General features: G+C 65.4%; 15 protein-coding genes. 8 read left to right on the top strand and 7 right to left on the bottom strand.

Features of this window, described 5'->3' with window-relative positions; all coding sequences use genetic code 11:
• The first annotated feature begins 4 nt into the window (after window positions 1–4).
• The 6 genes from ABIB66_RS23890 (at window position 5) to ABIB66_RS23915 (ending at window position 6417) form a co-directional block, all read left to right on the top strand.
• The gene (locus ABIB66_RS23890; RefSeq protein ID WP_275170890.1) at window positions 5–307 is read left to right on the top strand and encodes a hypothetical protein; all 303 of its coding nucleotides are present in this window, start codon (window positions 5–7) and stop codon (window positions 305–307) included.
• 157 nt (window positions 308–464) lie between these two features.
• Window positions 465–968: a hypothetical protein gene (locus tag ABIB66_RS43640; RefSeq protein ID WP_473318643.1), complete on the top strand. Its 504-nt coding sequence runs from the start codon at window positions 465–467 to the stop codon at window positions 966–968.
• The gene (locus tag ABIB66_RS23900) at window positions 944–3334 is read left to right on the top strand and encodes a T6SS phospholipase effector Tle1-like catalytic domain-containing protein (RefSeq protein WP_354207820.1); all 2391 of its coding nucleotides are present in this window, start codon (window positions 944–946) and stop codon (window positions 3332–3334) included. Before ABIB66_RS43640 ends, ABIB66_RS23900 begins: the two co-directional genes overlap by 25 nt.
• A gap of 33 nt (window positions 3335–3367) precedes the next feature.
• Window positions 3368–3658: a hypothetical protein gene (locus tag ABIB66_RS23905; RefSeq protein ID WP_354207818.1), complete on the top strand. Its 291-nt coding sequence runs from the start codon at window positions 3368–3370 to the stop codon at window positions 3656–3658.
• Window positions 3659–3799: 141 nt separating this feature from the next.
• On the top strand, window positions 3800–4483 hold the full coding sequence (locus tag ABIB66_RS23910) for a response regulator (RefSeq protein WP_354255892.1): 684 nt from the start codon (window positions 3800–3802) through the stop codon (window positions 4481–4483).
• A complete protein-coding gene (locus tag ABIB66_RS23915; protein WP_354207814.1) occupies window positions 4480–6417 on the top strand; it encodes an ATP-binding protein in 1938 nt (645 codons plus the stop codon). Before ABIB66_RS23910 ends, ABIB66_RS23915 begins: the two co-directional genes overlap by 4 nt.
• A 117-nt stretch (window positions 6418–6534) precedes the next feature.
• Here ABIB66_RS23915 and ABIB66_RS23920 read toward each other — a convergent pair whose 3' ends face one another.
• Window positions 6535–6816 carry a hypothetical protein gene (locus ABIB66_RS23920; protein WP_354207812.1) on the bottom strand — a complete coding sequence of 94 codons (282 nt, stop codon included), beginning with the start codon at window positions 6814–6816 and terminating at the stop codon, window positions 6535–6537.
• Window positions 6817–7051: 235 nt separating this feature from the next.
• Here ABIB66_RS23920 and ABIB66_RS23925 point away from each other — a divergent pair, with 235 nt between their 5' ends.
• A complete protein-coding gene (locus ABIB66_RS23925; RefSeq protein WP_007597470.1) occupies window positions 7052–7276 on the top strand; it encodes a cysteine rich repeat-containing protein in 225 nt (74 codons plus the stop codon).
• 107 nt (window positions 7277–7383) lie between these two features.
• On the opposite strand, the gene ABIB66_RS23930 is transcribed toward ABIB66_RS23925, so the two are convergent.
• The 4 genes from ABIB66_RS23930 to ABIB66_RS23945 all read right to left on the bottom strand — a co-directional run bounded on the left by ABIB66_RS23930 (window position 7384) and on the right by ABIB66_RS23945 (window position 10363).
• On the bottom strand, window positions 7384–8073 hold the full coding sequence (locus ABIB66_RS23930) for a hypothetical protein (RefSeq protein WP_275170885.1): 690 nt from the start codon (window positions 8071–8073) through the stop codon (window positions 7384–7386).
• An 86-nt stretch (window positions 8074–8159) separates the two neighbouring features.
• Complete coding sequence (locus tag ABIB66_RS23935) at window positions 8160–8870, bottom strand: hypothetical protein (protein WP_275170884.1); 711 nt, start codon at window positions 8868–8870, stop codon at window positions 8160–8162.
• Between the two features lie 132 nt (window positions 8871–9002).
• Window positions 9003–9251: a hypothetical protein gene (locus tag ABIB66_RS23940; RefSeq protein WP_018453152.1), complete on the bottom strand. Its 249-nt coding sequence runs from the start codon at window positions 9249–9251 to the stop codon at window positions 9003–9005.
• A 137-nt stretch (window positions 9252–9388) separates the two neighbouring features.
• Complete coding sequence (locus ABIB66_RS23945; RefSeq protein WP_275170883.1) at window positions 9389–10363, bottom strand: NAD(P)H-dependent flavin oxidoreductase; 975 nt, start codon at window positions 10361–10363, stop codon at window positions 9389–9391.
• A gap of 108 nt (window positions 10364–10471) precedes the next feature.
• Here ABIB66_RS23945 and ABIB66_RS23950 point away from each other — a divergent pair, with 108 nt between their 5' ends.
• On the top strand, window positions 10472–12034 hold the full coding sequence (locus ABIB66_RS23950) for an AMP-binding protein (protein ID WP_354255895.1): 1563 nt from the start codon (window positions 10472–10474) through the stop codon (window positions 12032–12034).
• A 37-nt stretch (window positions 12035–12071) separates the two neighbouring features.
• Here the strand turns inward: ABIB66_RS23950 and ABIB66_RS23955 are convergent, their stop codons facing one another.
• Window positions 12072–12845 carry a thioesterase family protein gene (locus tag ABIB66_RS23955; RefSeq protein ID WP_275170881.1) on the bottom strand — a complete coding sequence of 258 codons (774 nt, stop codon included), beginning with the start codon at window positions 12843–12845 and terminating at the stop codon, window positions 12072–12074.
• A 90-nt stretch (window positions 12846–12935) separates the two neighbouring features.
• A complete protein-coding gene (locus tag ABIB66_RS23960; RefSeq protein WP_354255898.1) occupies window positions 12936–13904 on the bottom strand; it encodes an NAD(P)H-dependent flavin oxidoreductase in 969 nt (322 codons plus the stop codon).
• Window positions 13905–14021: the final 117 nt, after the last annotated feature.

Raw genomic sequence — 14021 nt, forward strand, 5'->3', positions numbered from 1 at the left:
TTAAATGAACGACCTGCACACGTGGCTTTCGCAACAGCACCACGGCCTGCGGACCTTCCGGATCTTTCAGCAAAAACTCGAGACGCTCGGCCGCGATGACCCCGAACAGCGCGGGCTGTGCCGTCTGTTGAGCGGTCTCGTCGGCAGCTATGTCGAGACGTTCGATGAGGCCCCGCTGCCCGTCGCGGTCGCTGACGGGGCCTATCATCGCCTGCTGACGCTGGTCGCCAGCCTCGACCTCGAGGGCGACACCAGCCGGCGGCTCGCGGACATCAACCGGGTTGCGACCTGCGAACTCTGGCAGTGACGAGAGCGGGCGGCCATACGGCTCGCATCCGCATCCTGGGACACTTCGCCAGGAGAGGGCCGCGTGCTTTCCGGCATGCCCTCTCTCGCCGGTTCGACTTCGCCGTGCCAGTCCCTATATCGTGCGGCAACATGTATTGATGCAGCGAGCAGCTTCGATGGCCAGGAGACGCGCGACGGAAACGGAAGCCGACGATCTCCCCCGCTATTTCGTCTGGGTGCGCGGTCTCGAGGGCCCCGAACCGCAGAAATGGATGGCGATGGATTTCGGCGTCGGTGACTGGAAACGGCCGCTCGTGCTCGCCTATCTGGAGCTGCCGGAGGGCGAGCGACACTTGCCGTTGTCGGCACTGGCCCGACGATATCCCGCCGCGCGGAGAGGCTTCGTAGAGGGGCCATCCTGGACGAACGCGCGGATCTCGCCAGCCCATCAACCCAGGGCGAGCAACGCCGTATCACTGGCCTGCTTCACCCATATCGTCGCTCGGCTGCGCTTCCTGCTTGCTACCTCAGCGGGATTGTGTGCAGAATGCACCTGCATTTTCACGACGCAACCATTGCAACCATTGATTGACGCTGGGAGTGCCGCCCGGCTCGGGCCTGAAGCGCGTCCCCGTCGAATTGCCGGGAGGGGCTCATGCCGCACCATGATGGCGCGCTGAACGCTGGTTCTGCCGGACCAGAACGCGCGCATATCGAGATGCATTCCGACGGGACGACCACCGCCATCCCGGCAAAACGCAAGCTGGTGCTGTTCGCCGACGGCACCGGCAATGCGTTTACCGTCCAGGAATCCAGCGTCTGGCGACTCTACGAGGCGCTCGACCACACCCAGCCGGACCAGATTGCCTATTACATCAAGGGCGTCGGCACCGCCGGCTGGGCGCCGCTCGCCGCGCTCGACGGTGCCACGGGCATCGGCGTGCCCGGCAACGTCCGCAAGCTCTACCGTTTCCTGTGCTGGAACTGGCGCGAGGCCGACGAAATCTACATCTTCGGCTTCAGCCGCGGCGCCTTCACCGCGCGCACGCTGGCGTCGCTGATCGCGAGCCAGGGCCTGTTGCCGGCGGAGATCGACGATACGCCGGTGTCTCACGCGGAGATGGAGCGCAACGCCATGGCCGCGTGGCGGGAATACCGCCGCGACACCGTTCCGTTGAAGAAGAGCCTGCCGACGATCTGGATCGCGCGCTTCATCCGCGATGCTCTGCTCAATTTCTATCATGCGATCTTCCGGCATCGCACGTACGCCGATGTCCGCGCGGCGATGAACGGCCGCAAGGAGATCGACATCGAATTTCTCGGGCTATTCGACACGGTCGAGGCCTTCGGCGTCCCGATCGAGGAGCTGCGCGTCGCGATCGACTGGGCGATCTGGCCGATCTCGTTCCGCAATCATCGGCCCTCGCGCAAGGTGAAGCACATCTCGCATGCGCTGGCGCTGGACGACGAGCGTACCACCTTCCATCCGTTGCGCATCGACCAGAGCCGTTTGGCGCCCGGCCAGACGGTCGAGGAGGTGTGGTTCACCGGCGTCCATTCCGACATCGGCGGCGGCTATCCGGAATCCACGCTGTCCTTTGTGCCCCTGGTCTGGATGGCTGATCAGCTCGACGGCCGGCTCCGCTTCCAGAACGGTACCATCCAGCACTTCAAGGATTATCAATCGGCGATCGGGCCGATGCATGATTCACGCAGCGGCGCCGCGGTGCTGTATCGCTACGGGCCGCGCCCGGTCCTGCCAGGCGCGGCGAATGGCGGCGCGCCTGTGGTGCACTTCGCCGTGGTCGAGCGCATGCTGCACGGCTGCGACGACTATGCGCCGATCATGCTTCCGGCCGATGCCCGGGTGCTGATGCCGAACGGCGACAAGCTCGACCTCGCCGACGAGAGGACTCGCGAGGCGATGAAGACGGCCTATCTGGCCAAGGCCAGGGGACCACGACGGCAGAAGGAGGCCGATGCCTTCACCGCGATGAGCATGCCGGACGCCGAGATGGCCTCGCTCGCGCGCGACACCATATGGTGGCGGCGCGTCGCCTATTTCTCGCTGCTGTTCATGGCTGGCGTGATCGCCGTCTGGCCCTTGATCGCGCATCCGCTGGTGCAATGGTCCAAACATCCGGTGGGTCACCAGGGGATCTCCATCATCGCCAACATCGACTGGGTGTTTGGCGCCGTGGTGGCCCCGCTCGCCAATCTCGCCAGGGAGGTACTGCCGTCCTATGCAGCGCCCTGGCTCAACGTCGCGATTTACTATCCTTTCCTGACCTCGCTCGTGGTGGCACTGACTTGGTGGGCCTGGAACAAGAACTCTGAGCTGCGCGACACGATCCAGGAGCGAGCGCGTCTTGCCTGGAATACGCCGCGCCGCAAGGCAAGCCGCAGTCACTTCGACGAGCCAGGCCCTCTCCTGAAGTTCGGGCACTGGATGCGGATGAATGCCGGTCCGGCGCGGCTGTTCATAGCCAAGGGCGTGGTGCCCGCAGTCTTTCTGGTTGCGGTCTTCGGCTCGGCGGCGCTTCTGCTGTCGAACAGCCTCTTCACCGGGCGCGTTGCGCTTGGAAAGGTCTGCACGACGAGCCAGGATCCTGCTGTACCTCGCATCGGCACGCCGGTCCGCGACGAGCCGACCGACGCAATTGCGCTGTTCGACACCAAGGCCTTCTGCTGGTGGAGCGGGCTCGCCGTCGAGAAGGGTCGCAAATACCGCATCTTTGTCGAGGTCAAAGACCCTTGGTTCGACCGCACCACCATGAGTGGAGCGAACGGCTTCCAGACCCACGGGCTACGCCACTATGTCGCTTTGCCCGAGCTGCGTCTGTACGCAGCAAACTGGTTCCAACCAGTGGTTCGCATCGGAACGAAAGGAATGAATGACCTACCGTTGCAGGCGGTCAACGTGATCCCGGCTGACGCATTGCCGCGCCGGACGAAGCCGACGGTTCCTGCCGAGGACGACGTCGAAGGACAGGATCAATACCCAGTCAGCCTCGACGACATCGACCAGTTCAAGGCCGGGCTGTAAACGCTTGGAAATTTCGAGCCAATCCCGCAGGCCATGCTCGATGATGCAGGGCAGGTCTGGGAAAAGGAAGGGCTGACCGACCGCGTCGTCGCCGAGTTCGTCGCGCCCGACTCCGGCGAGCTGTTCTTCTACGTAAACGATGCGGTGCAAATCTTGCCGCAGCTCATGCCGGAATGGATGGTCCCGTCCTGGCTCCAGATCATCCAGGGGCCGCCGGATCTGTACTACCACAACAACACCGGCACGGCGAAGATCACGGTGCAGCGCCTGCCCGCACCTCCGCTGCCCTCGGCGAAGACGGCATCGCCGCTGGCGAGCAAGTAGCAGCGCGCAATGTCGCCATACGCTTGCGGCTGGTACAAGACGACAGTCGTCGCGCCCCCATGATTATGGGTGTCGCGGCGCCCGCACCGCGGCTAAACTTGGCCCTGCGCCGCGGGGGACACGCGGTGCAGGACGATGATCATGACCGAACAGGGCGAGACGGGTGAAGCCATCACCATTCTCCTCGTCGAGGACGACGCGCCGACCTGCTGGCGGCTCCACGACGCGCTGGTCAAGGCCGGCTACGAGGTCCGCAGCGCCGGCACGCTCGCAGAGGCACGCTCCGGGCTCGGCGAGGGTGCGCCGCGCGTGCTGCTCACCGATCTGCGGTTGCCCGACGGCCACGGTGTCGAGCTGATCCGCGAGACAAGGCAACGCTTTCCCGACACCGAGATCATGGTGATCTCGGCGCTTGGCGACGAAGAGAGTGTGATCTCCGCGATCACGGTCGGCGCCACCGGCTATCTCCTGAAGGATGCGTTCCCCACGGATATCGCCACCACCGTGCGCGATCTGGTCGCCGGTCATTCGCCGATCTCGGCCTCGATCGCTCGCTTCATCGTGCGCAGAACACAAGGTACCGCGCAGAATGCGGCCGAGCCTCCGCCGGGTCCCGCGCTCAACACCGCCAGGCTCACCCCACGCGAGATCGACATCCTCTGGGGGATCGCGAAGGGTTTCAGCTACGCCGAGATCGCGAGCCATCTCGGCCTGTCCCGGCAGACCGTGCCCGGTCACATCAAGAACATCTATCGCAAGCTCGAGGTGCACACCCGCAGCGAAGCGGTGTTCGAAGCGGTCCAGCAGGGCCTGATCAAGCTGTGAGCGAGATCGCGGCGAAGGCACCGGTCAAACCCGCGCGCCGCCGGCTGCTGGTCTCGCGGCTCGTGCCCTATCTGCTGCTCCAGGCGCTGATATTGGTCGCGACCATCCTCGGGCTGCGGCTGCTCCAGCCCAGCGACCCCGACGACTCTGCATTGAGCGAATTCTCGCTGCGCGAGGACGGCGTGGCGCGTCCCGTGACGCTGCCGCATTTCACGTCGTCACGCTATTCCCTGGCCGACCCGCCGCTCTACACCGGCGCCTTCACGTTCCGCCGCAGCGATGGGACGACCGGATGGTCGGTATTCTTGCCGCGCTTCAGCAACGCGGTGGAAGTCGCAATCAACGGCGTCGTCGTCCTGGATTCCCGACGCGATGCCAATGCCAACCGGCCCGACCGCAACACCCCGCAGATCGGGTCGATCCCGTCCTCGCTGCTGCGCGAGGGCGCGAACGAGATCACGGTGCGGCTGTTGGTCTGGGGACCGCTCAAGGGATTTCTCGACACCGTTTATGTCGGGCCGGATACGGCCTTGCGGCCCGCCTACGAGACACGCACGCTGATGTTCGTCACGTTGCCCGTGGTGTTCTCCGCCTGGCAGTCGATTCTCGCCGTCATCCTGGCGATCATGTGGCTGATGCGCCGCCGCGAGCCGGTTTACGGCGTGCTGGCCGTGGCGATGGTACTCGGCGTGGTGCAGGCCTTCGCGCCGCCACCGGTGCCCCCCGTCAGCACCTCCCGGCTCGCCGCAGTGTTGCTCGCGTCCGCACCGATCGAGAGCGCCCTGGTCGTCGTCTTCGGCGTGCTGTTCTTCGGCTGGCGCTGGCCGCGCTACGGCATGTTGCTGTTCACGCCGGGGCTCATCGTGTTCGGTGTCGGGCTGATCGCCGGCCCGCCGCTGCCGCGCATTCTGTTTCTCGTGCTCGGGATTCCCACCGTCGGGCTCTGCCTGATCCTGATGGCCTGTGTCACAGCTGCCGCGGTGGTGCGGCGGCAGGACGCGGCAAGCTTCACGCTCGGCTGCGCGGTGACTATCGTGCTGATCTGCTGGGTCCACGACATGCTGTCGGTGTTCGAGATCGTAACCGACGAGCGCATCTTCCTCTCGCGCCTGTCCTATTCGGCGATGCTGGTCGCGATCGGCGCCGGCCTGACCTGGCGGTTCGCGCGCGCGCTGAACCAGGTCGACAGCTTTGCCGGCCAGCTCGTGACGCGCGTTCGCGAGGCCGAGGAGCGGCTGAAGGCGAGCTTTGCCCGCGAGGAGGAGCGTGCACGGGCCGCCGCGCTCGCCAATGAGCGCACGCGGCTGATGCGCGATCTGCATGACGGCCTCGGCGGCCAGCTCATCAGTATCGTGGCACTGTCCGAGCGCGGCCACGAGGGCGCGACGATCACCGACGCCGCCCGCGCGGCGCTGAAGGACCTCCGCCTCGTCATCGATTCCATGGACGACATCGGCGGCGACCTGATGCTCGCGCTCGGCTCCTGGCGCGAGCGCACGACCGCGCAATTGCGACCGCACGACATCGCGCTCGACTGGCACGTGGCGACGCCGCAGGGGCTGCCGCTGCATCCCGAGCTCAGGCCATGGCATGTCATCCAGATCGTGCGCATCCTCGACGAGGCCGTGACCAATGCAGTCAAGCACGCAGACGCCCGCCGCATCGCGGTCACCATCGAGACGGTCGACGAAGGTCAGGGACCGTACGGTGTGATCAGGATCGCGGATGACGGCAGGGGCTTTGCGAATCGTTCTGCGCCGGTCGGCAGCGGCGGGGCCGCCGACGCGAGCCAGACCGCGCGAGGCCTTCGCAACATGAGGAGCCGTGCCGCGCGCTGCGGGGCGACGCTAGATCTGAGTTCAGATTCGTCAGGCACGCGTGTGCGGTTACAATTGCCGCAGATTTTCCCCGACAGCGATGCCGCCGTCGGCTGAAAAGCCCCCTCTCCGAACGTGTGGGACGCGCGGAGAGAGGGACGGGCCGGATGATTTGCTTGCGGAGGACGGGGGGTTCGTCCGCAATGCTCCTTCGCCCGAACTCTTTCGTCTTTCTCAGCGCACGCCGACGCGATTGACCGGACCACCGCGATTCATCGGCGTGCCTGCGCGCACGCCGACACCGGGCGCACCGACCCCGGGTGTCGCGACCGCGACCGCGGCGGCCGGCACAACCACCACTGCCGCTGTCGGCCGCACCACGCAGCCCTTGGGTATGCCAACTGTCTTGCAATAGACCACCGCCTGCGCCGGGCTCGTGCCCAGCGAAACCATCGCCGCACCTGCCAGCGCCAAAATCGTCAGCCCGGCGCTCAGCGCTCCCGCTCTTTTCGACATCTTGCTCTCCTGCTTCCCGTTCGGCGTCCCGATGCAATCACCGGGTCTCGCAGCCGACGTGCAGCCTGAATGACAAAAGACGGCGCGCTGATACATGCCATGAAAATGGGGGTACGGCGGCGGGGCGGACTGGCCGATGCCATGAACATGGCATGGACCTGCGCCCGGCCCTCGCGAGATGGTCCGGCCCGCTTGATCCCAGGCGGGACCAACGACATTCCCAAGGAGGTGCTTTATGAAGATTTCGGTTCTTGCCGTGCTGCTGCTCGCCGCTACCGCTCAGACCGCCGCTGCACAATCCGGTCCGACGCCACAGGAGCAGATGACCTGCCGTAGCGACGCGAGCAAATTCTGCGCCGAACACATCGGCAAGCCGCCGCAGATGAATGCCTGCCTACGCGAGAACAAGTCGAAGCTTTCGGATGGCTGCCGCAAGGTCGTTGAGTCGCACGGCGGGTGAGTGGTCGCCGTCCGCGGCACAAATCTCGCCGGCGCCAATGCCGTCAGGCCATAGACGTCGATGCACCGGTCATAAGTTGGGCGCGTGCGCGATGGCGAGGATGGATGCTAATCGTCGTCGCCGAATAGCCTGATCTGCGGGAAACCGCTGCGCGGCCGGCTGGCGACATCGCGCGCATCGGAATCCTCGCGGATGTTGCGCGCGACATCGTCCCAATCGGTGCGGTCGCGCATGCCGTGCGGCTCGCGGGAATCGTAGTGGCGGCGCTCGGCCCACCGCTCACGGCGCTCCGTCCGGCGCCGTTCAGACGTGGCGCGTTTGACGTCAGAATCCCTGGCCTTGGCATAGGCGTTGTCGGGTGTGGATGACGGCTCTGTCGATGCTTGTCGCTCGGCAGGCTTTGCGACTTGCGGAGGCGATGCCGGTGCCGGTTTCGGCGGCTCCACCGCGGCCGCTTGCGAAGGCTGTTGCACTGTCTGTTCAGCGTTGGCCTGAGTGGCCTGCGTGTCGGGCTTCACAGCTTCGGATTTTGCTTCAGGCTTGGTTTCGGCCTGCGCTGGCGCGGCCACCATGGCCCCGAAGGCCTGCGAGCCGGTGAGATATTGCAGGCTCTCGGATGGCGCGTTCGTCGTAGCGGGCTTGGCGTCGGCGCGCTGCGCAATCTTGCTGGTATCAGGCCCCTGCTTGGGCGAGACCGGATTCATGATATTGCCGGCGACAATGCCGCCGCCGAGACCAATGGCGATGGCTGCGACGATGGTTCCTGCACCGACGAAATAGGCTGTCGAGGCGCGCATTGGTCCACTCCCTCTTTGGAGCGGGCAACGCTTGTCGATTGCCGGATGTTCCCGATACAGGCGCAGTTCCGGAAAGAACTTGCGCGTCAGATCTGCTGTGCCACCTTCTCGAGCCCGATGATGCGGGCGAGCTTGCGCACTTCCTCTTTCTGGTCGTCACGCAGCTGGAACAGCAACGGCATCGCGGCGGACTTCAGCTGCTGGACCTCGTCGCAATTGGGATCGATCGGCACGCCCTGCACGTTCGGATTGGACAGCTTGTTTGCCGAGATCTTGCGGACAACGTTGCGCAGTGCGGTCTCGACCGACGGCCAGTAATATTCCTGCGACGACGACAACTTCAGACGGTCCCTGATGCCCGCGATCTGCACGTCGGACAGCAGCGAATAGGATTTCTGCGGCTGCGGCTTGGCGACGACCTTCGGCTTGGCCGGGACTTCGACGGCAGGAATCTCTGCAGCGGCCGGAGCCTCGTTCACGCTCGCCTTGGGCATCGGGAAATCGGATGGCGTGGCGGCGGCAAACGCCTGGCGCAGCGGCTCGGTCAGCACGGGCATTTGCGAGAGCTTGTCGGCAGGAACCTGGACCGGGTCGAACGCGGCCGAGGCCAGCGCCAGCGTCGGAACCAGACGATCGGCCTTGGCGGCCCGATTGGTTGCAAGCGGCTTGGCTGCCGGCGCCTGCGTGATCATTTCGGCGCTGACGCTAGGCACGCTGTCGCGGCCGAGAATGGCGGTGGTGGCGGCGCCGAGGACGAGGAAGCAGGTCAACACGACGATGGTGATGGCTTTCGACAAACGTCTCTCCGCAACCGGCTTCAAGTCCACGTGATCACTGCCCGGAAACTGGGCGATAATTAAGGCTTAACCGTGCCATTGCGGCGGCAATCGCGCGGACTGCAGCGACATTGCCCGGAAAGATAAACAAAATCAGGCGGCGAGTGCCAGATCATAAGCGTCCTGGATGTCGGCCACGATCTCCGAGGCCTCCCAGACTCCGCGCGGCTCGACCGACTGCAGCGCTACCGTCCAATTGCCGCCCCGGCGGGTGCGGGGGACGCTCACGATGTCGAAGCGCACGTTGCGGCATAGCGGGTGGCGGGCCAGCGCGTGGGCCACGCGAACGCGAATTTCGTCCAGCGAAGCCGCCGTCTTGGCGTTGAGAAAGTCGAAGTCCATCGCCTGTCCCTCTCGGTCCTGATTGGCGCCTGAGGGGATTCTTGCCGGGGGTTGGTTAATCTGCCGTTAAGTGGGGGCTTCGGAGGAGCGCTCGATTAACTGTGATGGGACGACGGGCCCTGTCGGCCTCCGCATTTTCACGGGGAGACGCGGCCACCCGCCCCTCGATACTCGGCGACCGTCCCTGCGACGAGATCGTCAACCGCGAGCACGTCGGTCACGCCGGATGTCGAGTGCCCACCGCTCCAGATATCGCGCCAGCGCTTTGGCCGGTTCTCCCGTGCGGTAACGTCGATGTCCTTGGCGATGTCGATGGACCCGCGCGCCGGCAGGTCGTCGGGATCGAGACCCGCGGCGACGATCGACGGCTTCAGCATGCTGGTCTGCAGGCCCGTGAACGCGGTGGTCAGCAGAATGTCGTCCGCGGTGCCGTCGACCAGCATTCGCTTGTGACGCTCGTCCGCCATGCTCTCGTGGGTCGCGATGAACTTCGTGCCCATGTAGCCGAGATCGCAGCCGAGCACTTCGGCCGCGCGCAATGCGTGGCCGTCGCTGATGCCACCCGCGAGCACGATGATGCCATCGTAGAACGCGCGCACTGCGCGGACGAACGCGAACGGGTTGAGCCAGCCGGTCTGCCCGCCCGCGCCCGCAGTGAGCAGCACGAGTCCATCGGCACCTGCTTCCGCCGCGCGTTCGGCGTGGCGGATCGAGGCAACATCCGCAAGCACCAATGCGCCGGCATCGTGCAACGGCTTGAGCACCGGCGTGGGGGAGCCGACCGAGGTGATGACGATCTCCGGCCTGTGGTGCAGCAACACGGCGAGATCCTGCTCCAGCCGTGCATTGGAGCGGTGCACGATCAGGTTTGGACAAAGCGGCGCGGCCTTGCGGCCGGTTCGATCTTCATGCCGCCGCAGCCGCGCTTCGATGTCAGTGAGCCATTCATCGAGTTGTTCGGTGCTACGGCAATTCACGCTGGGGAAGCTGCCGATCACGCCGTTGCGGCAGGCCGCGACCATGAGCTCGACGCCCGATACCAGAAACATCGGCGCGGCAATCAGCGGCAGGGCGAGACGACCGTGGAAACGTTGCAGCCGATCTGACGTCACGCATGCCTCCCTCGCGCGGGCTTTGTCGTTCCATCCCGCATTCCCTGTGCTAGCGTCGCGGTAAACATTGGCACGCCAGAAGCCGATAACAAAGCAGCGAGGAAACATATGTCCGATCCGCTCCACGCATCGTCCCCGACTTGCGCGCAGGCGCTGCGGGCGCTGTCGCGCTATCCGGGCCGAACCGCGTTCGCGTGGCCCGGCGGATCGCTGAGCTATCAGGGCACCATCGACCTGATCGGGCGCATCCAAGGCGTGTTCATGCGGCTTGGATTGCAGCCCGGCGCGCGGGTCGCCTTCCTCACCGCGAACCGCGCCGACACCTGGTGCGCCGGCGTCGCCGCGCAATTGTCGCGGCTCTGCGTCACCTGGCTGCATCCTTTGGGGTCGCAGGGAGACCAATTGTTCCAGCTCGAGGATTCCGAGGCCGAGGTGCTGGTGGTCGATGCGGCCGCCTTCCGCGATCGCGGCGGCGAGCTCGCCGCGCAGGCGGGCTGGCTCAAGGCGGTCTTCACCGTGGGACCGGCCGACTATGGCGTCGATCTCTTGCAGGCGATCGAGATCGAAGGCCATGCCAGCGCGCAATGCCTCGCCGGCCCCGACGATCTCTCCACGCTGAATTACACCGGTGGCACGACCGGCAAATCCAAGGGCGCGTTGCGCTACCACCGCGAAAATGCCGGGGCCGCGGCCGCGATCCTCGCCGACTTCGAGATCCCCGATGGCGCGCGCTACCTCGCGGTGGCACCGATCAGCCATGTCGCCGGCACGAAGGTGCTGCCGACCCTGATGCGGGGCGGCACCGTGCACATGCTGAAGGGTTTTGATCCCGAGGCGGTACTGGCGACGATCGCGCGCGAGCGCATCAACTTCACGCTGTTCGTGCCGACCATGATCTATGTGCTGCTCGATCATCCCGCATTGAGCAGGACCGACCTCTCCTCGCTCGAGCTGGTGCTCTACGGCGCCTCCGCGATGTCGCCGAGCCGGCTGATCGAGGGCATCGAACGAATCGGGCCGGTGTTCTCACAGCTTTACGGCCAGACCGAATGCTATCCAATCTCGGTGCTGCGCAAGGCGGATCACGATCCCAAGGCGCCCGAACTGTTCCTGTCCTGCGGCTTCCCGATCGCGGCCTGCGAGGTCCGGATCCTCGACGACAACGATCAGGAGGTGAAGACGGGCGAAGCCGGCGAGATCTGCGTGCGCGCCCCGCATGCGATGGCGGAGTACTGGAAGCGGCCCGACACCACCGCCGAGACGCTCAAGAACGGATGGGTCCATACCGGCGACATCGCGCGCAAGGACGAACGCGGTTACATGTTCATCCTTGACCGCAAGAAGGACATGATCGTCTCCGGCGGCTTCAACATCTTTCCGCGGGAAATCGAGGACGTGCTGTCACAGCACGCCGATGTGGCCATGGTTGCGGTCGTCGGCATCCCCGACGAGAAATGGGGTGAGGCCGTTACGGCCGTCGTCGTGCCGCGTGAGGGCGCTACGCCCGATGCCGATGAGCTGATCAGCATGGTGAGGACGCGAAAGGGCTCGGCTCACGCGCCCAAGCAGATCAAGTTCGTCAGGCACTTGCCGATGACCGGCGTCGGCAAGGTCGACAAGAAAGTGCTGCGCGGGGAATTCTGGAGCGGGCGGGACCGGATGGTGGGGTAGCTCCTGCCCGGGACGCCACGCAGTCTCAGGCCGCCCCTCACCGCTTCTCGATCACCAGGCTCTGCACCGCGCGGCCAAAATACCCCGTCCGGTCCGCCAGCCGTGACATCGCAAGCCCGACACCATCGGGGCCGATCCAGGAATCACCGTCGAGCAGGATCCATTCGCCGACCGGCTGGCGCGCAAAGCTCACGGTGAGATCAGCGTTGATGTAGGTCCAGGCGCGGAAGTCGAGCGTCGAAGCGGTGCCGTTGGAAAAATCGGCCGCGACCACGGCGCGCATCGCCTGCGACAGCGTTTCGCCCGCGATCAAGGGATGATCGACGCGAAACCAGATTGCGCCGGCACCGGCTTGCCCGAAGCGGCCGCGCGCGGCGCGCATCGAGACTGAACGTACGAACGGGCTGGTAGCGGCATGACCGTCCTCGAGCAGCGAGTCCTCCGGTGACGGCAGCGTAACCGGCAGCGCCTTGACGTCCTCGGGCAGCGTCAGCGCCTGGCGCTTGATCTTGAGCACGGTGGCGCCGACCACCTGTACGCCATCGGCGAGCAGCTTGACCCCGCAGAGCTGGATCTTCCGGCCCTCGCGCAAGATCTCGGTCGCGATCGTGAGCGGCGCCACCGGCACCGGGCGCATCAGATCGATGGTGACGCGCGCGATGTCCATCGTGACAGGCGTCGGAATGCGCTCAGCCGCCCACGTCACCAGCGAGGCCGGCGCCGAACCGTGCTGCATACGCCGGTCCCACGGGCCCGCAGCATCCGGGCTGGTGACGACGCTGTCGCCGTCGACGCGGTAGATGGGGGTCATCGTTTCTCCGTGATGCACATCCGGCGCTCAGCAAGAGCTGTCGTCCCGGCCCCCCGTGCGCAATTGCGCACTAGGCCGGGACGACTAAGTTCACAACGGCGGATCGACCGCCTCGTCGTATTCCTTCTTGAAGCGCGCGATCATTTCGGCGGCTGGCACGATGCCGTCGATGCTGCCGACGCCCTGGCCCGAACCCCAGATCTCCTTCCAGGCTTTTGGCTTGGCGCGCTCGCCGGAGGCGTCGGTGCCGAAGTTCATCTTGGAGGGATCGGAGGTCGGCAGGTTCTCCGGATCCATACCGGCGGCGAGGATCGACGGCTTCAGATAGTTGCCGTGCACGCCGGTGAAGAGGTTGGAATAGACGATGTCGTCGGCCGTCGCGCCCGCGATCATCTCCTTGTATTTCTCAACCGCATTAGCTTCCTTGGTGGCGATGAAGGCCGAGCCGATATAGGCAAAGTCGGCGCCGAGAATGCGCGCGGCGCGGATCGCCTTGCCGTTGCCGATCGCGCCCGACAGCGCGATCGGGCCGTCGAACCATTTTCGTGTCTCGGCGACGAACGCCAAGGGCGAGATCGTGCCGGCATGGCCGCCGGCGCCCGCCGCGACCAGGATCAGGCCGTCGGCGCCCTTCTCGATCGCCTTGTGCGCAAACTTCTGGTTGATCACATCGTGGAAGACGATGCCGCCCCAGCCGTGCACCGCCTGATTGAGCTCCTCGCGCGCGCCGAGCGACGAGATGATCATCGGCACCTTGTACTTGGCGCAGAGCTGCATGTCGTGGTCGAGCCGGTTGTTCGACTTGTGCACGATCTGGTTGACCGCAAACGGTGCCGACGGCTTGTCGGGATGCGCGCGGTCATAGGCCGCGAGCTCTTCGGTGATGCGCGCCAGCCACTCGCCAAGCAGCTCCGGCGGCCGCGCGTTCAGCGAGGGGAACGAGCCGACCACGCCAGCCTTGCACTGCGCGATCACGAGATCGGGCACCGAGATGATGAAGAGCGGCGAACCGATCACGGGGATCGACAGGCGTCCCTTGAACAAGGCAGGCATGGACATTGCGAGACGATCCTCTTTTGGCGGTCACATCGAAATTGGGGGCCATACCAACAAGGCAATCTTTCCACTGTCAAGTATTGCGTTTTGGCGCCGTGGAGGGACGCCGTTACCGCAATT

The organism is Bradyrhizobium sp. F1.13.3, assembly GCF_040548265.1.
GTDB lineage: Bacteria > Pseudomonadota > Alphaproteobacteria > Rhizobiales > Xanthobacteraceae > Bradyrhizobium.